Consider the following 24947-nt stretch of genomic DNA (forward strand, 5'->3'; position numbering starts at 1 on the left):
CGACGGTCAGCCGAGCGTCATGCGGCGCAGCACGTTGCTTTTCCAATAGAACTGATGGACGAGGGCGCCGGCGACATGCGCCACGATCAGCGCCCAGAGAATAACCTTCATGATATCCGCGTGGAACGAACCGGCGGGAACGATGCCGAAGTAGTAGGCGGCGATGCCCGAAAGCGGCATCGCGAAGATCAGGATGTAGAGGCCGGCATGGGCAAGCCTGGCGGCAAGACGGAAGATCGCCGGCTCCTGCGCGACCTCGGCCGGCACGCCCTTGCTAAAACGCAGTCCCAGCCTGAGAACGGCAAGCAGCAGGATGGCGATGCCGACATAGGCGTGGATATTCGCCGACGAAATCTGTTCCGGCGTCGGCACCTCGCCTCTGCGTATCAGCCGACGCCAGGTATTCATGCCATCGGGAAACAGCAGGTTGAAGAAAATCAGCAGCGCGATCGCCCAGTGAAGAAAACGCTGGCTCAGGCTGTAACCCGCAATGGACGGCTGCTCCATTTTTCCTCACCTTCGTCCGATATTTGAATTCTGCAATGCGCAACAATTAAAACAGCCGCCTGCCTCACGGCAAGCGGCTGCATGCTTTGTTACGAATATGTAAGATTACATATGGATCGGCTTGAAGAAGGTCGCGAGCGCAGCCTCCTTGACCGCTTCCGACATCGTGGGATGCGCATGGCAGGTCCGGCCGAGATCTTCCGACGAACCGCCGAACTCCATCAGCACGGCAATCTCGTGGATCATCTCGCCGGCGCCGAAGCCGACGATATGGCCGCCGAGCACCCGGTCGGTTTCCTTGTCGGCAAGGATCTTGACGAAGCCGTCGGTTGCCAGCATCGCGCGGGCGCGGCCGTTCGCAGTGAAGGGGAACTTGCCGACCTTATAGGCGACGCCTGCCGCTTTCAGCTCTTCCTCGGTCTTGCCGACGGAAGCGATTTCCGGCTGGGTGTAGACGACGCTCGGAATGACCTCGTAGTTCACATGGCCATGTTGCCCGGCGAGGATTTCGGCAAGCGCCACGCCCTCGTCTTCCGCCTTGTGCGCGAGCATCGGACCCTTGACCACATCGCCGATCGCATAGATGCCGTCGATATTGGTCTTGAAGTGACCGTCGATCTCGACGCGGCCGCGATTGTCGAGCACGACACCGGCCTCTTCCAGCCCGAGACCCGCCGTATAGGGCTTGCGGCCGGTGGCGATCAGCACGACTTCGGCGTCGAGTGTCACCTTGTCGCCGCCCTTGACCGGCTCGAACGTGACCTTGGCGCCCTTGTCGCCCTTTTCGACGCCGGTGACCTTGGCGCTGAGATTGAAATCGATGCCCTGCTTGGCGAGCATGCGCTGGAACTGCTTGGAGACTTCGCCGTCCATGCCGCCGAGGATGGTGTCGAGATATTCGACCACCGTCACCTTGGCGCCGAGGCGCGACCAGACCGAACCGAGCTCGAGGCCGATGACGCCGCCGCCGACGACGATCAGCGTTTCCGGCACCTTCTCCAGCGCGATGCCGCCGGTGGACGAGATGATGGTCTTTTCATCGATCTCGACCTGCACACCGGGAATGCCGGCGACGTCCGAGCCAGTGGCGATGACGATGTTCTTACCCTCGATCTCCTGCACCTTGCCGTCGTCGGCGGTGACGGAAACCTTGCCGGCCGAAACGACCTTGCCGGTGCCCTGGAAGGCATCGATCTTGTTCTTCTTGAAGAGGAAGGCGACGCCGTCGACATTCGCCTTCACCGTCGCATCCTTGTGGGCCATCATATTGCCGAGGTTGAGCGTCGGCGCCGAGACGTCGATGCCGAGAGCGCCCATCCCGTGGCCGGCTTGATGGAACATTTCGGAGGCATGCAGCAGCGCCTTCGACGGAATGCAGCCGACGTTCAGGCAGGTGCCGCCATAGGTCGCCCGCTTTTCGACGACGGCGACCTTGAGGCCGAGCTGGGCTGCCTTCACAGCGCAGACATAGCCGCCCGGGCCGGTTCCGATAATGATCACATCGTAGGACATTGTTTCTTTCCCTTTGGATTTTTCGTTTAATCGGCCGCGCGCGACGTCAGGCCGAGGAATTCGAGAATATGCTGCATGCTGTTTTCACCCTGTCGCTCTAACGGCCGCCGCTCACATTGAGGATCGCGCCGGTGATATAGGAAGCCGAAGGTGACAGAAGATAGAGGATCGCATCGGCCACCTCCTCGGGCGTGCCCGCCCGCTGCATCGGGATCGACGGCGCCAGCTCGCGCGGGCGATCCGGCAAACCGCCGGAAGCATGGAGGTCGGTTTCGATGACACCCGGCCTTATGGCATTCACGCGGACGCCCTCGGCGGCAACCTCGCGCGCCAGCCCGACGGTGAACGTGTCGATCGCCGCTTTCGAGGCGGCATAATCGACATACTGCGTCGCCGAACCGAGCACCGCCGCCATCGACGAGATATTGACGATCGCGCCGCCCTGGCCGCCATGCCGGCTCGACATGCGGCGTATCGCTTCTGCGGCGCAGAGGATGGAGCCGGTCACATTGACGCGCAGCATGCGCTCGATCCGCTCCACCGACATCTCGTCGATCCGCTGGGGATAGTCGACGATGCCGGCATTGTTGACGAGCCCGTCGAGGCGGCCGAAATGCCGGTCGACCGCCGCAAATATCGAGACGATATCCGCGGCCTTGCCGACGTCACCCTGGATCGCCACGGCCTCGCCGCCGGCCCCCGTGATCGAAGCCACGACGGCATCCGCGGCTTGACGGTTGGCGGCGTAATTCACCGCGACACGCCAGCGCTGGCGCGCGGCGAGCCGTGCGGCGGCAGCACCGATACCCCGACTTCCGCCGGTAATGAGAACAACAGGGGCATCGCTCATGTCGCACACTCCTTGAAAATCAGCACGTCCCAGGGGGCCACCATAGCCTTGCCCTCGCCCCAGGCGCTGGATTCGCGAATGGCGGGACCAAGGCCGGGGAGAACGACCTTTTCGGCCGCCGCGGCGCCCTCGGGCTGCAGATTGTCCATCTCGCCCTCGGCATCCATGCCATAGACGGCGCCCTGCCAGACCGTGCAGGCATTAAGATCGGCGCCGGTCGCATCACCCTCTGGGCAGTTGAACATCAGGATGCCGATGGCCCGCACCGGATCCTCCGATGGCATGACATAACCTTCCATCACGACTGACGTCTTGAGCGCGCTGATCTTGAATTGGTTGCTGGCGGCAGCCGACGGAGAATTCAGCGGCGCAAAGCGCAATTCATAGGCGCCGTCGCGATCGACGTAGACGGCTCGTTCCTGCTTGCAGGCGGCAGCAAAGGCGGACACCGGAGCGGCGAAAAACGCTGCGGCTGCGATTGCAGCCACGCCTTTCCCCGCCGTGATCCCGACCTTTCCGCTCATTGCAGCTTCGGCTCCTTCCGCCCGTCGGCATTCTCGACAACGCTGAAATCCGTCAGCAGCACCAGCGCGCGGCCGTCCTTGTCGAGGCCCCAAAAGACCGGATAAAAACCGTCGCCCCAGCCGCTCCAGAACACCGCGACATTGCCCTTCTTGCCGGCAACCGGCCGATGCAGCGCATAGGCGCCCTTGTTGGCATCGAGGTCCGAGGCCAGCACGTCGTCGTAATAATTGACGTCGGCATCGGTTTTTTGCGCCTGCGCCTGCGCTTCGCGCTCTCCGATCAGATCAAGCGTATCGGCATCCATGTAGCAGCCGAGGCCGGCATCGACGGGATAGCCGAAAATCTCTCCGTCCTTCAGCGTCGCCGGATCCTGCCCGGCCAGGACCGCAAGCTCCCAATGATCCGGCTTGCCCTCGGCAAACCGCATGCTGGCGGCAGCGATGCGCCCGAACGCCTGGTAGAGCGTCACCGGATATTCGCCCGGTGCAACCGTTCTGGCGAGCGCCGGACGATCGGGCTGGGCGAGCGGATCGGCCGCGACGATGCGCCCCGACGTCAATTCGACATTGCCCATATGGATCACGCCAATCGATCGGCCGGAGAGTTCGGCATCGGTGAGCGCCACCAGGTCGAAATTGCTGCTTGCCTTGCTGATGTCCCAGCCGGCGGCCGATGCGGAGACCGGGACATGCGCGGCGGCAGCGCAAAGAAGAAGGCGCGCCGCTCGCATGATCCGGTTCCGCATCGAAAGCGCTCCCTTAGAGATCGAGAACCAGACGTTCCGGATCTTCCAGGCTTTCCTTGACGCGCACGAGGAAGGTGACCGCTTCCTTGCCGTCGACGATGCGGTGATCGTAGGACAGCGCCAGATACATCATCGGACGGATGACCACCTGGCCGCCGATCGCGACCGGCCGCTCCTGGATCTTGTGCATGCCGAGAATGCCGGACTGCGGCGCGTTGAGGATCGGCGAAGACATGAGCGAACCGTAGACGCCGCCATTGGTGATGGTGAAGGTGCCGCCCTGCATGTCGGCCATGGAGAGCGAGCCATCACGGGCTGCCTTGGCAAGACGGCCGAGTTCCTTCTCGATTTCGGCGATCGACATCTGGTCGGCGTCGCGGATGACAGGAACGACGAGGCCCTTGTCCGTGCCGACGGCCATGCCGACATGGCAATAGTTCTTGTAGATGACGTCGGTGCCGTCGATCTCGGCATTAACAGCCGGCAGTTCCTTCAGCGCATGCGTCACCGCTTTGGTGAAGAAGCCCATGAAGCCGAGCTTGACGCCGTGCTTCTTCTCGAAAATGTCCTTGTACTTGTTGCGCAGATCCATGACCGCCTTCATGTCCACCTCATTGTAGGTGGTGAGCATGGCGGCAGTGTTCTGCGCGTCCTTGAGGCGCTTGGCGATCGTCTGGCGCAGGCGCGTCATCTTCACGCGTTCTTCGCGCGAGGCATCCTCGACCGTCGACGGGCCGCGTGCAGCAGCAGGGGCGGCGGGTGCGGCCGCCGGAGCGGAAATGCCCTTGGCGACGGCGGCGATGACATCGCCCTTCAGCACCTGGCCGCGCTTGCCGCTGCCGTCGACCTGGTCGGCGGAAAGATTGTTTTCAGCCAGCATCTTCGAAGCCGCCGGGGCCGGCGGCATGGTGGAGACGGAGGCGCTTGCCGACGATGCCGCCGCAGCGGCAACCGGTGCCGGCTGAGCGGGAGCAGCCGGGGCCGGCTGAGCAGGCGCGGCGGCCGGTGCAGCAGCAGCCGGCGCGGCAGCAGCGGCAGCGCCTTCGGCGATCTGGCCGAGCAGTGCGCCGAGACCGACGGTTTCGCCGGCGGCGGCGACGATTTCCGAAAGCGTGCCGGAGGCGGGTGCCGGAACTTCGATGGTCACCTTGTCGGTTTCAAGCTCGAGAATCGGCTCGTCGGCCTTGATGGCGTCGCCGACCTTCTTGAACCAGGTGCCGACGGTTGCCTCGCTGACGGATTCACCGAGAGTTGGAACGCGGATTTCTGTGGCCATTGTTCAAATCCTGATTTCGTGTGTTTTCGTTTATGCGTTTCAGACGGCGGGTGGCCGCGAGATGATCGAGGGCATCGGCAGGATATCGAAACGGAAACCGAAACCGGAAGCGATGATCGGATCGCCGTCGGCGAGGGCCTGTGCCGCCGCCTGATCCTCGACTTCGACGATTGCCATGCCCCAGGCGCCTTCACCCTCGAAGACGGGGCCGACTATAACAGCCGATCCCGCAAGGGCGTGCCGATGCCAGTATTCGACATGGCGTTTCATCGCCGCCATTTCCTCCCCGGTCCCGTCATGCGGGAAAGTGGGGCGCGGCGGCAGCAGTCTCAGAAAGAAATAAGCCATTGCGCCCCCCTAATTTTAGCCGCCCAATGCATCCTCGAGGAATGCGGCGAGCTGCGACAGATGCTTGGACATCAGGCCCGTCGCCGGCGAGGCGGCGGCCGGACGGCCGGTATAACGAACGCGCTGATACTTCGCGTCGATATGGGCGAGCACCCATTCGAGGAAGGGGTCGATGAACGACCATGCGCCCATGTTTTTCGGCTCTTCCTGGCACCAGACCATCTCGGCATTGCGGAAGCGCGACAGCTCGTTGATCAGCGCCTTTGCCGGGAACGGATAGAGCTGCTCGACACGCAGGAGATAGATGTCGTCGATGCCACGCTTCTCACGCTCTTCCAGAAGATCGTAATAGACCTTGCCGGAGCACATGACGACACGACGGATCTTGTTGTCCTTCTGCAGCTTGATCGGGCCGTCTTTGATCACCTCGGCATCATCCCAGAGCAGGCGATGGAAGGCGGATTCGCCGGCCATTTCGGCAAGGGTGGAGACTGCCCGCTTGTGGCGCAGTAGCGACTTCGGCGTCATCAGGATCAGCGGCTTGCGGAAGTCGCGCTTCAGCTGCCGGCGCAGGATGTGGAAGTAGTTCGCCGGCGTCGTGACGTTGGCGACCTGCATGTTGTCTTCGGCGCAAAGCTGTAGGAAACGCTCGAGGCGGGCCGAGGAGTGTTCCGGACCCTGGCCCTCATAGCCGTGCGGCAGCAGGCAGACGAGGCCCGACATGCGCAGCCACTTGCGTTCGCCCGACGAGATGAACTGGTCGAAGACCACCTGCGCGCCGTTGGCGAAATCGCCGAACTGCGCTTCCCAGAGCGTCAGCGCATTCGGGCGGGCGAGCGAATAGCCGTATTCGAAACCGAGCACGGCCTCTTCCGAAAGCATCGAATTGATGACTTCGTAGCGCCCCTGCGTCGGCGAAAGATTGGCGAGCGGGATGTAGCGCTCTTCGGTTTCCTGATCGTAGAGAACCGAGTGGCGCTGCGAGAAGGTGCCGCGTTCGCAATCCTGGCCGGACAGACGGATCTTGCTGCCTTCGACGCAGAGCGCGCCGAAAGACAGCGCTTCGGCCATCGCCCAGTCGATGCCCTCGCCGGTGGCGATCATGTTGGCGCGGTTTTCCATGAAGCGCTGGATCGTCCGGTGCACATTGAAGCCGGCCGGGATCTCGGACAGCTTGCGGCCAATCTCCTTCAGAGTCTTCATCGGCACGGCGGTCTTGCCGCGGCGCTGCTCGTCGGCATTGTCGGCCGTGCGCAGGCCCGACCACTCGCCGTCCAGCCAGTCGGCCTTGTTAGGCTTATACTGCTGGCCAGCCTCGAACTCCTGCTCGAGGTGGAGGCGCCAATCAGCCTTCATCTTCTCGACTTCGCCTTCAGTGAGCAGGCCCTCGGCGACGAGGCGGGCTGCATAGAGCTGCAGCACGGTCTTGTGGGCGCGGATCACCTTGTACATCTTCGGCTGCGTGAAGGACGGTTCGTCGCCTTCATTGTGGCCGTAGCGGCGATAGCAGAACATGTCGAGCACCACAGGCTTGTGGAACTTCATGCGGAATTCGGTGGCGATCTTCGCGGCATAGACCACCGCTTCCGGATCGTCGCCGTTGACGTGCAGGATCGGCGCCTCGATCATCTTGGCGACATCGGACGGATAGGGCGACGAGCGCGAGAAGGCCGGGTTCGTGGTAAAGCCGATCTGGTTGTTGATGATCACATGCATGGTGCCGGCGACGCGGTGGCCGCGCAGACCGGAAAGGCCGAGGATTTCGGCAATGACACCCTGACCGGCAAAAGCCGCGTCGCCGTGGATCAGCAGCGGCAGAACCTTGGCGCGTTCGGAAAGCGGGATGATGTCACCGTCCCAGACCGCGGCATTCATGTCCTGCTTGGCGCGGGCTTTGCCCATGACGACGGGATCGACGATTTCGAGATGCGACGGGTTCGCCGTCAGCGAAACGTGGATCTTGTTGCCGTCGAATTCGCGGTCTGAGGAGGCACCGAGATGGTACTTGACGTCGCCCGAGCCCTCGACCTCGTCGGGAGCGGCCGAGCCGCCCTTGAATTCGTGGAAGATCGCCCGGTGCGGCTTGCCCATGACCTGGGAGAGCACGTTCAGGCGGCCGCGATGGGCCATGCCGAACACGGCTTCCTTGAGGCCGAGATGGCCGCCGCGCTTGAGGATCTGTTCCAGCGCCGGGATCAGCGATTCGCCGCCATCGAGGCCGAAACGCTTCGTGCCCTTGAACTTGACGTCGAGGAACTGCTCGTAGCCTTCGGCTTCGACAAGTTTGGCAAGGATCGCCTTCTTGCCTTCCGGCGTGAAGGCCACGCCCTTGTCCGGTCCTTCGATGCGCTCCTGGATCCAGGCCTTTTCTTCAGGATTGGAGATATGCATGAATTCGACGCCGAGCGTCGAGCAATAGGTGCGCTCGAGGATTTCGATCATCTCACGGATGGTCGCGTATTCCAGGCCGAGCACGTTGTCGATGAAGATCTTGCGGTCGTAATCGGCGGCCGTGAAGCCGTAATTCTCCGCCGACAGCTCGCGATAATCGTCAACCGGAGCGGCGATGCCGAGCGGGTCGAGCTTGGCATGCAGGTGGCCACGCATGCGGTAGGCGCGGATCATCATGATGGCGCGCACGGAATCGCGCGTCGCCTGCAGCACCTCGGTGCTGTCGGCAGGCTTGCCTGCAGCTTCGGCCTTGGCCTTGACCTTGGTCTCGATCACCTTCTCGACGATGCCCCAGTCGCCATCGAGCGCCGAGACGAGATCGCCGCTTGCCTGCAGCGGCCAGTTCTTCTTGCGCCAGGAAGCGCCCTTGGCCGCCTTCTTCACATCGTTCGGATCGTCTTCCAGCGCCTTGAAGAAGGACCGCCACTGATCGTCGACCAAGTTGGGATCGTCTTCATAACGGGCGTAGAGCTGCTCGATATAGGCAGCATTGGCGCCATCCAGAAACGAGGTGATCTGAAATTGCTCGTTGGCTTCTTGCCGTGCCATGGTGATATGCGGACGCTTCCGTCCGCCTCCTGACTTTGATGAATTTGCCGGCTCGATCGCCGGCTGCCGCATTCCGATTGCCGCCTGTCCGCGGCGCATCTGCTGGTCTCGTACCGTCAAGGCCGGGCGGAAGGCGCAGATGCCGTTCCTCCGCCCGGGTCTTTAAGTGGTTTTAGCCCTTGAGGACTTCAACCAGCGTCTTGCCGAGGCGGGCCGGAGACGGCGACACTTTGATGCCTGCCGATTCCATCGCCGCGATCTTCGATTCCGCATCGCCCTTGCCGCCGGAAACCACAGCACCGGCATGGCCCATGGTGCGGCCCTTCGGCGCCGTACGGCCAGCAATGAAGCCAGCCATCGGCTTTTTACGGCCCTTCTTGGCTTCGTCCTTGAGGAACTGTGCAGCATCCTCTTCAGCCGAGCCGCCGATTTCGCCGATCATGATGATCGACTGGGTGGCTGCGTCGGCCAGGAACATTTCCAGGACGTCGATGAACTCGGTGCCCTTGACCGGGTCGCCGCCGATGCCGACGGCCGTCGTCTGGCCAAGGCCTTCGTTCGACGTCTGGAACACGGCTTCATAGGTCAGCGTGCCCGAGCGGGAAACGATACCGACCGAACCCTTGCGGAAGATCGAGCCCGGCATGATGCCGATCTTGCACTCTTCCGGCGTCAGGATACCCGGGCAGTTCGGGCCGAGCAGGCGCGACTTGGAGCGGTCGAGGCGCGCCTTGACGCGCACCATGTCCATGACCGGGATGCCTTCGGTGATGCAGGTGATGAACGGGATCTCGGCGTCGATCGCCTCGATGATCGCATCGGCGGCACCTGCCGGCGGAACATAGATGACCGTCGCGTCGGCGCCGGTCTTTTCCTTGCCTTCGGCAACGGTTGCGAAGATCGGCAGGCTTTCGCCCTTCGCGCCGGTCCAGGTTTCGCCGCCCTTCTTCGGATGGATGCCGCCGACCATCTGGGTGCCGTAGTAAGCGAGCGCCTGTTCGGTGTGGAACGTGCCGGTCTTGCCGGTTAGGCCCTGAACGAGAACCTTGGTGTCTTTGTTGACGAGAATGGACATGCGAGGCCTTTGTTTAGGAGAGGTTGGAAGACGTGGAGGACGCGCGACGATAGACGCCGCTGACGACCTCCTGCCAAGTATCGCTGCCTGCAGGCGAAAAGCTGACGCCCATCCGGTAGCAGTCTTCATTTTCAAACGTGAATACGGTGCGCTGGCTGCCGCGCGGCGAAGTCTTCATCAGCACAAGCTCACTGCCGTTCCACTCGCCGGACGCCGGTACGGGCGGCGCAAAACCTGCGGAGTCGAACTGGTAGAGTTTGTAGGTCTGGTCCGAAGCATCGAAGCCGAAAATATTTCGCGCCTCGAACGAAACAGCACCATCCCGCGTCTGGCGATAGCGCTGCTCGAGGAAGAATCCGCCGAACAACGCCTCGCCGGAAAACTCAGCACTGGCCTTGCCTTCGCTCGTCCACGCCGACGCCGCGACGCGCTCGTCCCCTACCCACACGCCGGCGAAGGCGTTGAGGCGGAAATGAGCAGCGGAGGGCGTGGACTGGAAGGCCATGATCGTTCTCAGCCGTTGATCGCCGCGACGATCTTCTTGGCCGCATCGTCCAAGTCGTCAGCCGCCGTGATCGCGAGACCCGACTCGTTCAGGATCTTCTTGCCGAGCTCGACATTGGTGCCCTCAAGGCGCACGACGAGCGGAACCTTGAGACCGACTTCCTTGACCGCGGCTATCACGCCCTCGGCGATGACATCGCACTTCATGATGCCGCCGAAGATGTTGACGAGAATACCTTCGACCTTGGGGTCCGCGGTGATGATCTTGAAGGCCGCTGCCACCTTCTCCTTGCCAGCGCCGCCGCCGACGTCGCAGAAGTTGGCCGGCTCCTTGCCGTAGAGCTTGATGATATCCATGGTCGCCATGGCAAGGCCGGCGCCATTGACCATGCAGCCGATATTGCCGTCGAGCGCGACATAGGCGAGGTCCCACTTCGAGGCCTCGATTTCCTTGGCATCTTCTTCGGTCTCGTCGCGCAGCGTCTTGACGTCGTCGTGACGGAAAAGCGCGTTGCCATCGAAAGACATCTTGGCATCGAGGACGCGCAGATGGCCATCCTTCATGACGATCAGCGGATTGACTTCCAGGAGAGCCATGTCCTTTTCGCCGAAAGCCTTGTAGAGCGCCGGGAAGAGCGACTTCGCATCTTCGGCGGCAGCGCCGTCAAGCTGAAGCGCCTTGGAGATCGCGGCAACGTCGGCAGCCGTCACGCCGGCTTCCGGATCGATGGCGATCGTCTGGATCTTTTCGGGTGTGTCGTGGGCGACAGCCTCGATGTCCATGCCGCCTTCGGTCGATACGACGAAGGCAACCCGGCCAACCGAGCGGTCGACCAGCAGCGAGCAATAGAGCTCGCGGGCGATGTCGGCGCCGTCTTCGATGTAAAGGCGGTTGACCTGCTTGCCGGCTTCGCCGGTCTGCGCGGTCACCAGCGTGTTTCCGAGCATTTCCTTGGCGTGGGAAATGACTTCCTCGATCGACTTGGCGAGGCGAACGCCGCCCTTGGCATCCGGACCGAGTTCCTTGAACTTGCCCTTGCCGCGGCCGCCGGCATGGATCTGGCTCTTGACCACGTAAAGCGGACCGGGAAGCGACTTGGCGGCAGCCTCGGCTTCTTCAACCTTGAGAATGGCCACACCCTCGGCAACCGGCGCGCCATAGCCCTTCAGCAGAGCCTTGGCCTGATATTCATGAATGTTCATGGGTCTATCCCTGTTTCGATTACTTCAGCGCCGATTACTTGAGGGCAGGCGCGATGTTGATGCAGGCCTCGCAGAGACCGGCGACGGCGCCGACGGACTTGTCGAAGGCTTCCTTCTCGGTCTTGTTGAGATCGATCTCGATGATGCGCTCGACGCCGCCGGCGCCGATGACGGTGGGAACGCCGACATACATGTCCTTGACGCCGTACTGGCCGGTGAGATGGGCCGCGCAGGGCAGAACGCGCTTCTTGTCCTTGAGGTAGGATTCGGCCATCTCGATCGCCGAGGCGGCCGGCGCATAATAGGCCGAGCCGGTCTTCAGCAGGCCGACGATTTCGGCGCCGCCGTCACGGGTACGCTGGATGATTTCTTCGAGGCGTTCCTTGGTGACCCAGCCCATGGTGACGAGATCGGTGAGCGGAATGCCGCCGACCGTCGAGTAGCGGGCGAGCGGCACCATCGTGTCGCCATGACCACCGAGCACGAAGGCCGTGACATCCTGGACGGAGACGTTGAATTCCTTGGCGAGGAAAAGACGGAAACGCGAGGAGTCGAGAACGCCGGCCATGCCGACGACCTTGTTGGCCGGAAGGCCGGAGAATTTCTGCAGCGCCCAGACCATGGCGTCGAGCGGGTTGGTGATGCAGATCACGAAGGCGTTCGGCGCATACTTCTTGATGCCGGCACCGACCTGCTCCATGACCTTGAGGTTGATGCCGAGAAGGTCGTCGCGGCTCATGCCAGGCTTGCGCGGAACACCGGCAGTGACGATGCAGACGTCAGCGCCCTCAATCGCCGAATAGTCGCTGGCGCCGGTCAGATTGGCATCGAAGCCTTCGACCGGAGAGGACTGTGCGATGTCGAGACCCTTGCCCTGGGGAATACCGTCCGCGATGTCGAACAGGACGATGTCGCCCAGTTCCTTCAGGCCGGCGAGGTGCGCCAGCGTGCCACCAATCATGCCAGAACCAATGAGTGCGATCTTGTTACGCGCCATTTCGCTGTTTCCTTTGCGATCAAATTCGTCGGACGGACGCAACAAGGCACCGCCCAATGACGCAATCGCATAGACCCAAAGCCAAAAAATGGCAATCCATTAATTTTGATGCAGCGTTTTCAATCGTTTAGATACAAAAATTCTTACGTAAACGTAAAATATTCTGTCACCGGATTGTTACTCGGCGGCGCGTTTCTCATGGTGCAGCGCAAGATATTCTGCACTGCGCATCTCGAAAAGCCGCGACGTCGTGCGGTCGAATTCGAAACCTTCGGTACCCTTGCGGTGCACCAATAGTTCCTCCGGCATCGCCGCCGCGGAGATGTAAAGCCGCACGGCATGATCGTAGAGCGTATCGACCAGAATGATGAACCGTTTGATCTGGTTCCGCTTTTCCGGCCCGAGCAACGGAATGTGATCGACGAAGACCATATCGAAGCGTTCGGCGATTGCCAGAAAGTCGGCTGCTCCGAGCGGCTTGTCACAAAGATCGGCGAAGGAAAACCGCGCCATCCGGTCGACGGCGAGCGGCACATGGATGTGGCGCCCCTTCATCGGGATATCCAGCGGCTGCGCCTTGCGCCCATGCAGCGCCTGCGTCCAGGACGCATCCATCGCCATGTCATTATGCTCGTTGATCGGCACCAGATAGACCGGCTGGCTGTTCAGCTTCTCCATCCGGTAATCGGTGGGCGAATCCAGCGTTACGACATCGACATGCTGCTTGAGTAAGGTGACGAAAGGCAGGAAGAGGCCGCGATTGAGGCCATCCTTATAGAGATTGTCGGGCTCGACGTTCGAGGTCGCGACCAGCACGCATCCGCGTGCGAAAAGCTCGGAGAACAGCCGCGACAGGATCATCGCATCGGCGATATCGGTGACCGTGAACTCGTCGAAGCAGAGAAGCTCGGCTTCCTCGTAAAGCGCGGCAGCGACGGGCGGCATCGGATCGGCCTGCTTCGTCTCGCCGTTCTTGAGCTTCAGCCGGTGCGCGGCGATGCGGTTATGCACATCCGCCATGAATTCGTGGAAATGCGCCCGGCGCTTCTTCCTGCACGGCGCCATCGAGAAGAACATGTCCATCAGCATGGTCTTGCCGCGCCCGACGCTGCCGTGGATGTAAAGCCCCTTGTGGCCATCGACGGATTTCTTCTTGGCGGCAAACAGCCAGCCAAGCGCGCTCGATTTTGCCGCCGGGCGCCGTTGCTTGAGCCCGGCAAGCACCCGGTCGAGGCTCTTTGCCACGTCCATCTGTGCGGAATCGACCTGAAGTGCCCCCGATGCGGTCAGCGCTTTAAGCTGTTCGCAGACGCTGAGCGCATAATCCGGCATTGGTTGCATGAGGGCATATCCGCCTGTCAGTCGTCGCAGCAGAGCTGCCGGAACATTTACCGGCTGAGGCTGATCGGCTGACCCGTGTTCGTCTGTCCGTCAAAGCGGTTGTCGGCCGTCTTGTAGACGCTGCCGATCTGGTTGCCCGAACGGTCCTTGAGCAGCACCTGCTTGCCGGAAACTTCCCAGGACCCCATTGCCGTCAGCTCGCCGACACAGCCGCGGGTACCGCCGCGCGAACCGCTGCCGAGATTGGTCAGCGTCAGGAACATGTCGCAGCCGCCGTTGACGCGCCAGCTTCCGACCATCGATTCCTTGGTGACATCAAGCGCATTCGCCGCCATTGCGCCAGGCTGAGCGCCCGGCATCGATGCCGTCGTCGCCGTCGGCGCCGCCGGAAACTGCGAGCTGCCGGTCGGCGGCGGAAGCTGCCCGCCCTGCACCGAGGGAACCGGCTGCGCCGTCAACGGCGCCGGCCCGGCATTCGGGCTGGAGCTGTAATCATATGCCGTACGCTGACAACCGGCTAGCGCGAGAGCCACCACCAGACCTGTCATCGCATATCGCAACTGCATCATCATACTCCTGAATTCGGCTATCGCCGTAGAGAAACGGGCGTGAGACAAGTCCGATTATCGTAATTCGCTTTGGTTAATCAAGTCGGGCTGAACAAATTGCCCGTGACAACAACTAACCGAAAAACGATACAGTTCAACTGTCCCGCTGCAAAACTTCCTGCACATAGAATTTGTCAGCAAGGTGTTGCGCGCGTTCATCTCTGTCAGGATGCCTGTCGAACTCGCGCAATGTCTCGGAAGAGCGCTCCAGCGAACTCAAGAGAATTGCACCATCACCATGATGCGAATGCCCTCTTCGTGCACAGATGCTAAGCCGCGACCTGATCTCTGTGACGGCTTCGGGATCGAAGCCGTCTATTCCGTCGTGGCATGCACGCTGATCAAACCCGGCGCTCGACCATCATCTTCTTGATTTCGGCGATCGCCTTGGCCGGGTTGAGGCCCTTCGGGCAGGTCTGCGCACAGTTCATGATCGTGTGGCAGCGATAGAGACGGAACGGATCCTCGAGATTGTCGAGGCGTTCGCCGGTCGCCTCGTCTCTGGAATCGATCAGCCAGCGATAGGCCTGCAGCAGAACGGCCGGACCGAGATAACGGTCGCCATTCCACCAGTAGCTCGGACAGGAGGTCGAGCAGCAGGCGCAGAGGATGCATTCATACAGGCCGTCGAGCTTCTGCCGGTCCTCATGGCTCTGCTTCCATTCCTTGGCCGGTGCCGGCGACACCGTCTTCAGCCACGGCTCGATCGAACGATGCTGGGCATAGAAGTTGGTGAGGTCGGGAACCAGATCCTTGACGACGGGCAGATGCGGCAGCGGATAAATCTTCACCGCGCCCTTGATATCGTCGAGGCCCTTGGTGCAGGCGAGCGTGTTGGTGCCGTCGATATTCATCGCGCAGGATCCGCAGATGCCCTCGCGACAGGAACGGCGCAGCGTCAGCGTCGGGTCGATCTTGTTCTTGATGTACAGCAGACCGTCGAGCACCATCGGCCCACAATCGTCGACATCGATGTAGAACGTATCGATCGACGGGTTCTGGCCGTCATCCGGGCTCCAGCGATAGACGCGAAACTCGCGGGTGTTCTTGGCACCCGCCGGCTTCGGCCAGACCTTGCCTTCGCGCATCTGAGAATTCTTGGGGAGAGCGAGTTCAACCATAGCAGGTTCCTCTTGAGATCAGTACACGCGAGCCTTCGGCGCGATCTTCTGCGGATCGATGCCTTCGGCGATGAGCTCGGTGTGAACCGGCCGGTAGTCGAGTTTCACGTCGCCTGCCTCGTTGACCCAGGCGAGCGTGTGCTTGCGCCAGTTGACGTCGTCGCGGCCGGCGAATGCACCCTCGGTATAGTCCTCGCGCGCATGCGAACCACGGCTCTCCTTGCGGGCCTCGGCGCCGTAGATCGTCGTGATGGCGTTGGCCATCAGGTTCTGCAGCTCGAGTGTCTCCACGAGATCGGAGTTCCAGATCATCGAACGGTCGGTGACCTTCAGATCGCCCATTTCCTGCCAGATCGCCGAAATGCGCCGGCAACCGGATTCCAACGATTCCTGCGTGCGGAAGACGGCGGCGTCTTCCTGCATGGCGCGCTGCATCTTCTCGCGCAGTTCCGCCGTCGGCGTGCCGCCGCTGGCGTAGCGCAGACCGTCGAAGCGGTCCATGATCCTGTCGCAGGCTGCGACGTTGAGATGCGGGACCGGCGCCGCGCGGTCGATCACCTCGCCGGCGCGGATCGCAGCGGCGCGGCCGAAGACCACGAGGTCGATCAGCGAGTTGGAGCCGAGGCGGTTGGCGCCGTGCACCGAAGCGCAGCCGGCTTCACCCACGGCCATCAGGCCGGGGATGATCCGTTCCGGATTGGCGCTGTCGGCGTTCAGCACTTCGCCCCAATAATTCGTGGGAATGCCGCCCATATTGTAATGAACGGTCGGCAGAACCGGGATCGGCTCGCGCGTGACGTCGACGCCAGCGAATATCTTGGCGCTCTCGGAAATCCCCGGCAGGCGTTCATGCAGAACGGCCGGATCGAGATGGTCGAGATGCAGGAAGATGTGGTCCTTGTTCTTGCCGACGCCCCGGCCCTCGCGGATCTCAAGCGTCATGCAGCGCGAAACGACGTCGCGCGAGGCAAGGTCCTTGGCCGAAGGCGCGTAACGCTCCATGAAGCGCTCGCCCTCGGAGTTGACGAGGTAACCGCCTTCGCCGCGAGCGCCTTCGGTGATCAGACAGCCCGAACCATAGATGCCGGTCGGGTGGAACTGCACGAATTCCATATCCTGCAGCGGCAGGCCGGCACGCGCCACCATGCCGCCGCCGTCGCCGGTGCAGGTGTGGGCCGAGGTTGCCGAGAAATAGGCGCGACCGTAACCGCCGGTCGCCAGCACCACCATCTTGGCGGCGAAGCGATGGATCGTGCCGTCGTCGAGGCACCAGGCGACGACGCCGGTGCAGCGGCTGCCGTCTTCCGACATGATCAGGTCGAGCGCGAAATACTCGATGAAGAATTCGGCATTGTTGCGCAGCGACTGGCCGTAGAGCGTATGCAGGATGGCGTGGCCGGTACGGTCGGCAACGGCGCAGGTGCGCTGGACCGGCGGGCCTTCGCCGTAATTCTGCATGTGGCCGCCGAACGGGCGCTGGTAGATCTTGCCTTCCTCGTTGCGCGAGAACGGCACGCCGTAATGCTCGAGCTCATAGACCGCCTTCGGCGCTTCCATGGTGAGATACTGCATGGCGTCGACGTCGCCGAGCCAGTCGGAACCCTTGACGGTGTCGTAGAGGTGCCATTGCCAGCTGTCCGGCGTCATGTTGCGCAGCGAGGCGGCGATGCCGCCCTGGGCCGCGACCGTGTGCGAGCGGGTCGGGAATACCTTGGTGATGCAAGCGGTGCGGAAACCCTGCTCGGCCATGCCGAGCGTGGCGCGCAAGCCGGCGCCGCCGGCGCCGACGACGATCACGTCGTAGGAGTGATCGACATACTTGTAGGCCTTGCCATTCTGGGCGGGTGAAGTCGGTGCCATATCAAGCTTATCCTACGAATGCGATTTTCAGAATGGCGAAGAGACAGAGGCCGGCGATCAGGATTGCAAAGAACGTGTTCAGCATCAGCAGCGCGATCTTGCCGAACTCGCCATGCACGTAATCCTCGATGATGACCTGCATGCCGAGTTTCATGTGGATGACGCCGGAGATCACCATCAGCCCCATGACAACAGCGACGAAGGGGTTCGACAGCGCGCGAACCACATCCGCATAAGGCGCGCCGGCATAGACGAGCATGAAGATGAGAAAGAAGAGGATGAGCGGAACATTGGCGACGGCCGTCAGCCGCTGGCGCCAGAAATGGTCCGTGCCGTCCTTGGCGGAGCCGAGCCCGCGAACCTTGCCGAGGGGGGTGCGCATATCCATGAGAGGACCTTCAGAAGCGAATGAGGAAGCCGATCACCCAGACCAGCACGGTCAGACAGAGCGACCCGATGATGTTGGCGATGGCGAGCTTGGTCGAGAATTCCTTCCCGAAACCGTAACCGAGATCCCACATGAAGTGGCGAAAGCCGCCGAGCATGTGGTGCAGCAGCGCCCAGGTGTAACCGAGAAGCACGAGCTTGCCGAGAAGGCTGCCGAGCACCCAGTTGGCCCAGTCATAGGAGCCCTGGCCGCTTGCCGCCGCGATCAGCCACCAGGCGACGAGCAGCGTGCCGACGTAGAGCGCGCCACCGGTAATGCGGTGGACGATGGACATGATCATGGTGGGAATAGGTTTGTAAATCTGCAGATGCGGCGATAGGGGCCGGTTATTTGTCACGTTCGCCATCAGAACCTCGCGGCGGCTTCTCTGCGCTCCCGGATTTCGGAGCATGCTCAGTCAACCACACGAATGACAAAATTCTCTGTGTGCGTTGCATCAATTGCGACGTTTAATCACCGGAAACGCCGACGACAAGCACAATCGCTGTCTGCTTTTAATTTAATCGATTCGCGTTACCGGGAAGTTTGCAGGCTAAAGAAACTGGTCTCTTCCGCTCAAATTTGATGCCGATGCTCGGACCTGAATGGACAAGCTTCGGCTTTTGGCGCAATCTGGCGTTAACGATTTGTTAAGGATCGGAATTCCGGAGGCCGGCCACCCATGTTTCGCAGTCTGTCCGCAGTCACCCTGCTTGCCCTGTCCGCACTTGCCGCCTTGCCCGCCGAAGCCGGCGACCGCCGCAGCGATCATCGCTTTCCCGGCCATCGCCACGCTGTCCACGGCGGATTGTTCCTCGGCGAACGTGCCGGCTGGCGCGATCGCGGCATCCGTTTCGACAATGCCTATCGGTATCGCAACCGCAAAGAGCGAATGCCGTTCCTGAAACAGTTTTCATCGCCGGCGACAAATCGCATCGCCCGCAGCAATCTCATCTTCGTCCTGCCCCAAGGACAGGGTGGCGACAGCGGCGGCACCTATGCCGGTTCTTCCTATGCCTATCAGGTCGATGGCGGAACCTATGTCGGCGGCGACGGCTATGGTTTCTATCCGGCCCCGCGGCCTGAACAGCTGGCGCCGAAGGCGAAGGTCATCGACGTCGCCGTGCAGGACGATCCCTGTGCCTACGAGGCCAATGTCTGCATCATCCGGCCTTAGGCCGTAATGCATGTCGCACAAAAGTGTGCAGCGGTTTTGGGACAACGACATGCATAAAACAAAGACTTAAAGCGCGTCGCATGATTCCGATTTGACGCGACGTGCTTTAGAGCCTTTCGTGGTCAGCTTTGCTGACAAGGATATGAAGATGACGAACGCCGGCGGCTCAAATTTGCCCGGCCCCACTCTTTCGCGACGCGGCTACGTCAATACGGATGGCGCACATCGGCGGGAGATTCTTGTCCTCAAACGTCGCCCGCCGTGGCGTTCCGCTTTCCGGCATCCAGGCATCCCAGGCTCTGTTCATTTCCTCGAATGAGGCAAGGTCGCTGAGCCAAATGTTGGCGAGAATGATCTCCGCCTTATCGGTCCCTTCGCGCAGCAGCATGTCATCGATGCGCTCCAGTATTTCGTTGGTTTGCGCCGTCACGCTCGCTCCTCTCGTCAGGTTTGCGACCTGACCGGGCAGATAGGCGGCATCTGCGAGGAGAGTTTCGTCAACTTTGGCTTGCCCCATCATCGTATTCGCGACTTCCATGAATGCTTGAGATTGGGCCGTTCGACCCTTCATTGGAATCACTGTGGGGCTTGGCTGGCTATTCCGGTAGAGGGAATTAAGTTGAGCCGATATAATAGAAGCTGAACGCTCCTAAAGCCTTCCTGGTCAGATTGAAGCATTCTGTTGGCTCAAGGCTTTAGCTGGACAAAATGGCCGTATGCCGCGAAATGAAGTCCACAAGGTAGCGCGCGCCCTCGGCCGTCTCGGACTGAGCATAGAGACCGATCTCGATGCGCACCGGCCCGGGCAGATCCGCCGATTTGTCAAGCGTCCGGCAGCCCTCCGGTTTCGTGTTGAGCATCATCGGTGCGATACCGATACCGACGCGAACCGCGGTCGCCATGGCCACCAGCGTCGATGCGACGCACGCCGTCTTCCACTTGATGTTCCGCTGAGACAGAGCGGCAATCGTCGGGAGCGTCCAGGGACACTCCTCCTCGAACATAATGATGGGAAGCGGTTTTTCCGCATCCGCCACAAAGTCGGATCTGACCGTCCACATCAAATATTCGGTCCAGATCAGGGTCGGTTTTCGCGAGAGGCAGGTGATGTCGCAAACCACGAGATCCAGCTTCCTGTCTTCAAACAGGCTGGCGAGGCGGCGATTCGGCTCGACGATGATATCGATCTCGACCTTCGGGTTCTGGGCTCTGAAGTCGCTAAGAATGTCGATCAGGTGGCCGGCTGCGAAGTCCTCAACGACGCCGAGGCGGATGCGGTCCTCGATCATCTTGCCTGTCAGCCTTTTCTCGACCTCGTCGCTGAGGGCGACCATTTCGCGGGCATAAGCCAGCATGATCTGCCCATGGCTCGTGAGCTCGAGGCCTTTTGACGAACGCGAAAACAGCGTAACGCCGACAAGCTCCTCCAGCTTGCGGATCTGCATGCTCACCGCCGCCTGCGTTCTGTTCAGCTTGGCGGCTGCTCCATTGACGGTGCCGATCTCCGCGACGGTCAGAAATGCACGAAGCAGATAGGAATCAAGATCAAGCATCAGGAGCCGCATTCCATACTTTGTGGCGCTCGAGAGCCGAGGGCTTCTCTGCCGATAAGCGGATATTGGACGAACCATGTTCTTCCGGCAACCGGCGATCCTTTGCCCGGGGCTGCGTCCCGTCAATGCCAGCTTATCGCGCGAAGAGGACGCATGCCTCCGGCGGAATGGAAACGCTGATCTCCTGCCCGCGAGCGAAGGCTATGTCTGGACGGTTAGGGCAAGCCGAGATTATGCGGTCACCGCTGACGAGGTCCAGAACGATATGCCTGAACGCACCTAGTGTCACAACGTCGGCAACGCGTCCGGGCATGGCCCCGGCTCCCGGAGCGCCGGACGATATCTCGACGCTTTCCGGCCTCACGCAAATCTCGGCGGCACCGGAAAGGCTTCCCGTGGACGCGACCGGAAACTCCCAGCCGGATTCGGAGCGAAATTTGCGCGCCGATCCGCCCGCTGCCAAAATCGAGCCGTGAATCCAATTCGTCCGTCCCATGAAATCCGCGACGAAACGCGAGTCTGGACGCCAATACACATCATCCGGCCTGCCGGATTGCATGATTGCTCCACGGTTCATCACGAATATGCGCTCTCCCAGGCTCATCGCCTCTTCCTGGTCGTGGGTTACCACGATTGCGGTCGAGCCGACCGCGGCGAGCACATCCTTCAATTCGGTGCGCAACTCATGCCGAAGCTTGGCGTCGAGGGCCGACAAGGGCTCATCCAGAAGAACAAGGCTCGGATGGGTGGCAAGCGCCCGCGCCAGCGCAACACGCTGCTGCTGGCCGCCGCTCAACTGGTGCGGCCGCCGCTGTCCGAAACCGACGAGCCGGACGAGCTCAAGCATCTCGGCAATGCGGCGAGGTATTTGCTCCGGCGGATGGTTGCGATGGCGAAGTCCGTAGCCGATGTTCTGTTCGACGGTCATATGCGGGAAAAGAGCGTAATGCTGGAACAGCAGCCCGACATTGCGCTCATAGGGTTTCAATCCGGCCATCGGCTCGCCGTCGATCAAGATCGAGCCTTTGTCGGGCCGCTCGAATCCGGCAATGAGCCGAAGAATGGTGGTCTTGCCGCAGCCGCTTGGTCCGAGCAGTGCGATTGTTTCACCTGGATTCACCGAGAAGGAGATATTACCGAGGGCGACGGTTTCGCCGAAGCGCTTGCTGACCCCTTGAAATTCCACGGCAGAAATCATCGTATTGTCCTCAAGAACGAAACAAACCCTGGCCGACGACAGTGTCGAAGCCGACGACCCGGTCCAGCACGACGATCAGCAACGCGGTGACGGCAATCAGGACCACGGCCGCCGCAGCGATCGTCAGGTCGAAAGCCGCCCGCATGTTGCTGACCAGCGTAACAGGCAAGGTCGTTGCGGACGGATCGCTCAGAAAGAGACTGATCGATACGTCATCTATTGAAATGGCGAAGGCGAAGATCGCCCCGGTGACGACGCCCGTCCGCATGAGCGGCAGGGTAATGGTCCAGAAGGCCTGGCGCTCGGTGGCGCCGAGAACCATTGCGGCTTCCGTCAATCGTTGATCGCTGCCGAGAAGGCTGGCGAGACTGGTCCTTATGCAATAGGGCAACGTCACGATCACGTGGCCGAGGAGCAGGCGCGCCATACCATTCGTGATGCCGGCCTTGGAAAGAAAAAGCAGCAGGCCGAATCCAATGACGACGGGCGGGACGATGAGTGGCGAGAGAAAGGCCGAAGTCAGGGCCGCCTTTCCTGGAAAATTGCCACGGGCAAGGCCAACAGCCGCCGCAGTTCCAATCGTGACGGACAGAACCGTCGTGAGCACCGCCAAGATGAGGCTGGTGCGTAGGCTGGTAAGGATATCCGCCTGGGAAACCAGCCGTTCGAACCAGTGAAGCGACAAGGCAGGTGGCGGCATTGGACCAAGGTAGGTCCTGGCGTCAAAAGCCATGATGCATGTTATCACCAACGGGATGGCGAGGAACGCCAATCCAAGGCCGATGACACCGTAGGCAAGGGAAACGGCGATCCGGTCTCCGGTTCGCGCTGCAAGAGACTGTCTGCTCATCGGGAAACCTTCCAGGCCTGCGCAAACGTTATGACAGCGACCACCGCCAACGCCGCCGCAAGCATGACGAGCGAGATCGCCGCGCCGCTCGGATAGTTGGCGATATCGCTGAACCGGGTGTAGATGACGTTCGATATGAAAAGCACCCGGCCCCTCCCGAGCACCATGGGAATGACGAAGGCGCTGATCGCGAAAGTCAGCGAGACAAGCGTGCTTGAGATCAGAGCCGGGAAGCTCAGGGGAAGCGTGATCGACAGATGGGCTTTCCATCCCGGCGCGCCGAGCGACTGGGCTGCATCGAGCAGACGCGGATCGATCGATTGCATCGCGCCAATCAGCGTCAGCGTTGCGACCGGTATGATCGAGTGAACCAGACCCGCAGTCACGACGATATTGATATATTCGCGGCTGTTTGGCGAAAGGCCAAGTGTCAAGAGGAAGGGGCGGAAGATGCCGACCGACCCGAAGGTCAGTTCGATCGCATAGGTCTTGATCAGGACGCTGGAGAGAACAAGCGTAATCAAAAAGCCGAGAGTGAGCGCCCGCATCCGCGGGGGAATGCGCCGTACGATGAAGTAGGCCAGCGGGAATGCCACGAGCTGGCCGATGATCGCGGCAGCTCCACCGATCCAGAAAGTCGTCAGCAGGACGCTCGCAAACGCCTGGTTTGCAAGCTCGTAGTAGTTTTGAACTGTCGCCGCGGCATTTTCAACGGAACCGACGCGCCCCGGCGTAAACTCCTTGAAGCTTTCGATTGCCAGATTGACCAATGGCGACAGAAAACCGAAGGCGAATACCAGGAGGGCTGGTCCGAGCGTCAGGGCGACATCTCGGCGATCAGGAATAGAAATGGCAACGGGTTGCCGCATTGCTTTGGTCATGGTGGAACAGCCTTTTCCTCGCCCTTGCGGGGCATGAGAAAGGGAGGTTATCGAAGCCCGCGCCGCGCCTTCGATAACCTGCCCGGAGGTGCTTTAGAGCAACGGGGCGATGTCCTGTTCCCAGCGTTTGGACCAGGCATCCTGCTGTTCGAGAACGACATTGTAGTCCGGCACATAGACGAAGCTCGAAAACTCGTCCGACGTGAAGGACAGATGCTTGAGATTGTCGGGCGTGACAGCTTTGCTGTTCAACGGCGCTTCGCCCGCCACCTTGGCGTAGAGCGAGTTCATGTCCGGGCTGATCGCGAAGTTGACGAAATCGAGCGTTGCCTTGGTGTTCGGCCTATTCTTCAGCACGCCGAAACCGCTCTGGTAGAGGAAGGCCTTGAAGTTGCTGTCCTTGGTGAAACGCGTAACCGGGAAGTTCTTCGCCACGGCCGCCCAGCCGGGCTCAGCGAAGAAGCCGACGGAGGTCTCGCCCGACGTCAACGAATTGGTGAAATCGATATCGGTGATGGCGACGCGGCCGATATTGCCGGATTTCGCCAGTTCCGTCATGAGCTTCCACCCGGGTTCCATATTCGTTTCACTGCCGCCGGCGTGAAGGGCGAGCGCGACGATCTGGAGCATCATGCTCTGTGTCGGGCCTGGCCAGCAGATCGCCCCCTTAAGATCGGGGCTCAGCAGATCATCGATGGTCTTCACAGCGATCGGAGCCGTGTCGGTTCGGGCGCCGAAATACATGCCGCCAACGGCGCGTGGGACCGCTTTGATATTCCCCTTGCCGTCCCGAATGATGATTTTCTCGGGAATATTCGCAAGGTTGGGAACATCGGCAGGATTGATGGTCTCGAGCCAATCCTCCTTCACCATGCTGTTGAATGAGCCCTCCCAGCCGGCGACGTAGTCGTAGTCGACATTCGGCCAGACGGCCTTGATCTTTGGCAGGATCGCGCCCGCGCCGCCCTGATGGAGAACCCAGTTGAACGTCGCCGCATTCTGGTCGGCGGCAATCTGCTTCATGGCCTCGACGACATCGCCGCCCCATTCAACGGCGGTCAGATTGCCGCTGCCGGCTGCGGCGGATCTCGCAAACCCGGTCATCGTGCCGGCAATCCCCGCGGCAGCGGCGGATCCGAGGAAGCGGCGGCGTGTCATATCGTGCAACATGGTAGGTTCCCTTTGTTGTCGGCCCTCTGCCGGACCGTTCGTATCGGAGACTGCTGGGAGGTTGCCGACCGCGGTAGTGGGAAAATTCTCGCCGGGTTATAAAGTTTTCTGAACATACCGATGAATGCACAACCCGCATCGCGGCGCCTCGGCGGATCCGAGCTATCAGCAATCGTTATATCCCCTCTCGAATTTTCGCGGTTCCAAGAGAAGCGTGCG

General features: G+C 61.3%; 25 protein-coding genes. 1 reads left to right on the forward strand and 24 read right to left on the reverse strand.

What is annotated here, in order from left to right; all coding sequences use genetic code 11:
* Positions 1-6: 6 nt before the first annotated feature.
* The 18 genes from NE851_RS31470 to sdhC all read right to left on the reverse strand — a co-directional run bounded on the left by NE851_RS31470 (position 7) and on the right by sdhC (position 18266).
* Positions 7-507 carry a cytochrome b gene (locus NE851_RS31470; RefSeq protein ID WP_047615571.1) on the reverse strand — a complete coding sequence of 167 codons (501 nt, stop codon included), beginning with the start codon at positions 505-507 and terminating at the stop codon, positions 7-9.
* 105 nt (positions 508-612) lie between these two features.
* Positions 613-2019, reverse strand: a complete 1407-nt coding sequence (gene lpdA / locus NE851_RS31475; protein WP_047615572.1) for a dihydrolipoyl dehydrogenase — start codon at positions 2017-2019, stop codon at positions 613-615.
* Positions 2020-2116: 97 nt separating this feature from the next.
* Positions 2117-2869, reverse strand: coding sequence for an SDR family oxidoreductase (locus NE851_RS31480; RefSeq protein ID WP_097543605.1), 753 nt, complete (start codon positions 2867-2869; stop codon positions 2117-2119).
* A complete protein-coding gene (locus NE851_RS31485; RefSeq protein WP_097543604.1) occupies positions 2866-3393 on the reverse strand; it encodes a hypothetical protein in 528 nt (175 codons plus the stop codon). The genes NE851_RS31480 and NE851_RS31485 overlap by 4 nt, the downstream gene beginning before the upstream one ends.
* Positions 3390-4139, reverse strand: coding sequence for a DUF4241 domain-containing protein (locus tag NE851_RS31490; RefSeq protein WP_097543603.1), 750 nt, complete (start codon positions 4137-4139; stop codon positions 3390-3392). Before NE851_RS31490 ends, NE851_RS31485 begins: the two co-directional genes overlap by 4 nt.
* 13 nt (positions 4140-4152) lie before the next feature.
* Positions 4153-5415: a 2-oxoglutarate dehydrogenase complex dihydrolipoyllysine-residue succinyltransferase gene (gene odhB, locus NE851_RS31495; RefSeq protein WP_047615577.1), complete on the reverse strand. Its 1263-nt coding sequence runs from the start codon at positions 5413-5415 to the stop codon at positions 4153-4155.
* 39 nt (positions 5416-5454) lie between these two features.
* The gene (locus NE851_RS31500; RefSeq protein WP_047615578.1) at positions 5455-5763 is read right to left on the reverse strand and encodes a YciI family protein; all 309 of its coding nucleotides are present in this window, start codon (positions 5761-5763) and stop codon (positions 5455-5457) included.
* A gap of 15 nt (positions 5764-5778) precedes the next feature.
* Complete coding sequence (locus NE851_RS31505) at positions 5779-8763, reverse strand: 2-oxoglutarate dehydrogenase E1 component (protein WP_254959736.1); 2985 nt, start codon at positions 8761-8763, stop codon at positions 5779-5781.
* Between the two features lie 172 nt (positions 8764-8935).
* Positions 8936-9838: a succinate--CoA ligase subunit alpha gene (gene sucD / locus NE851_RS31510; protein ID WP_063473779.1), complete on the reverse strand. Its 903-nt coding sequence runs from the start codon at positions 9836-9838 to the stop codon at positions 8936-8938.
* 13 nt (positions 9839-9851) lie between these two features.
* Entirely contained in the window at positions 9852-10343 is a 492-nt protein-coding gene (locus NE851_RS31515; protein ID WP_254959739.1) for a DUF1579 family protein, read from the reverse strand.
* 8 nt (positions 10344-10351) lie between these two features.
* The gene (sucC, locus tag NE851_RS31520) at positions 10352-11545 is read right to left on the reverse strand and encodes an ADP-forming succinate--CoA ligase subunit beta (RefSeq protein ID WP_132574293.1); all 1194 of its coding nucleotides are present in this window, start codon (positions 11543-11545) and stop codon (positions 10352-10354) included.
* A gap of 34 nt (positions 11546-11579) precedes the next feature.
* Positions 11580-12542, reverse strand: a complete 963-nt coding sequence (gene mdh, locus NE851_RS31525; RefSeq protein ID WP_007822364.1) for a malate dehydrogenase — start codon at positions 12540-12542, stop codon at positions 11580-11582.
* A 177-nt stretch (positions 12543-12719) separates the two neighbouring features.
* Positions 12720-13883 (reverse strand): cell division protein ZapE, encoded by a 1164-nt coding sequence (gene zapE / locus NE851_RS31530; RefSeq protein WP_047615585.1) that lies wholly within the window; start codon positions 13881-13883, stop codon positions 12720-12722.
* A 47-nt stretch (positions 13884-13930) separates the two neighbouring features.
* Positions 13931-14449 (reverse strand): protease inhibitor Inh/omp19 family protein, encoded by a 519-nt coding sequence (locus NE851_RS31535; RefSeq protein WP_047616025.1) that lies wholly within the window; start codon positions 14447-14449, stop codon positions 13931-13933.
* A gap of 383 nt (positions 14450-14832) precedes the next feature.
* Positions 14833-15612 (reverse strand): succinate dehydrogenase iron-sulfur subunit, encoded by a 780-nt coding sequence (locus tag NE851_RS31540; RefSeq protein WP_003567268.1) that lies wholly within the window; start codon positions 15610-15612, stop codon positions 14833-14835.
* Between the two features lie 18 nt (positions 15613-15630).
* Entirely contained in the window at positions 15631-17472 is a 1842-nt protein-coding gene (gene sdhA / locus NE851_RS31545) for a succinate dehydrogenase flavoprotein subunit (protein WP_254959785.1), read from the reverse strand.
* A gap of 7 nt (positions 17473-17479) precedes the next feature.
* Complete coding sequence (sdhD, locus tag NE851_RS31550; RefSeq protein ID WP_047615588.1) at positions 17480-17860, reverse strand: succinate dehydrogenase, hydrophobic membrane anchor protein; 381 nt, start codon at positions 17858-17860, stop codon at positions 17480-17482.
* 10 nt (positions 17861-17870) lie between these two features.
* Positions 17871-18266, reverse strand: a complete 396-nt coding sequence (sdhC, locus tag NE851_RS31555; RefSeq protein ID WP_047616030.1) for a succinate dehydrogenase, cytochrome b556 subunit — start codon at positions 18264-18266, stop codon at positions 17871-17873.
* Positions 18267-18581: 315 nt separating this feature from the next.
* Here sdhC and NE851_RS31560 point away from each other — a divergent pair, with 315 nt between their 5' ends.
* Positions 18582-19076 (forward strand): hypothetical protein, encoded by a 495-nt coding sequence (locus NE851_RS31560; RefSeq protein ID WP_254959789.1) that lies wholly within the window; start codon positions 18582-18584, stop codon positions 19074-19076.
* 166 nt (positions 19077-19242) lie between these two features.
* Here NE851_RS31560 and NE851_RS31565 read toward each other — a convergent pair whose 3' ends face one another.
* From NE851_RS31565 to NE851_RS31590, 6 genes are all read right to left on the reverse strand, one after another.
* Positions 19243-19596: a RidA family protein gene (locus NE851_RS31565; RefSeq protein ID WP_047616157.1), complete on the reverse strand. Its 354-nt coding sequence runs from the start codon at positions 19594-19596 to the stop codon at positions 19243-19245.
* A gap of 175 nt (positions 19597-19771) precedes the next feature.
* Positions 19772-20641, reverse strand: a complete 870-nt coding sequence (locus NE851_RS31570; RefSeq protein ID WP_174824500.1) for a LysR family transcriptional regulator — start codon at positions 20639-20641, stop codon at positions 19772-19774.
* A gap of 121 nt (positions 20642-20762) precedes the next feature.
* Positions 20763-21827: an ABC transporter ATP-binding protein gene (locus NE851_RS31575; RefSeq protein ID WP_183904474.1), complete on the reverse strand. Its 1065-nt coding sequence runs from the start codon at positions 21825-21827 to the stop codon at positions 20763-20765.
* A 10-nt stretch (positions 21828-21837) separates the two neighbouring features.
* On the reverse strand, positions 21838-22677 hold the full coding sequence (locus tag NE851_RS31580) for an ABC transporter permease (RefSeq protein WP_047615593.1): 840 nt from the start codon (positions 22675-22677) through the stop codon (positions 21838-21840).
* The gene (locus tag NE851_RS31585) at positions 22674-23558 is read right to left on the reverse strand and encodes an ABC transporter permease (protein ID WP_127431285.1); all 885 of its coding nucleotides are present in this window, start codon (positions 23556-23558) and stop codon (positions 22674-22676) included. The genes NE851_RS31580 and NE851_RS31585 overlap by 4 nt, the downstream gene beginning before the upstream one ends.
* A 93-nt stretch (positions 23559-23651) precedes the next feature.
* Positions 23652-24728, reverse strand: coding sequence for an extracellular solute-binding protein (locus NE851_RS31590; protein WP_027682553.1), 1077 nt, complete (start codon positions 24726-24728; stop codon positions 23652-23654).
* Positions 24729-24947 lie beyond the last annotated feature (219 nt).

Source organism: Rhizobium anhuiense bv. trifolii, assembly GCF_024346605.1.
Taxonomy (GTDB): Bacteria; Pseudomonadota; Alphaproteobacteria; order Rhizobiales; family Rhizobiaceae; genus Rhizobium; species Rhizobium anhuiense.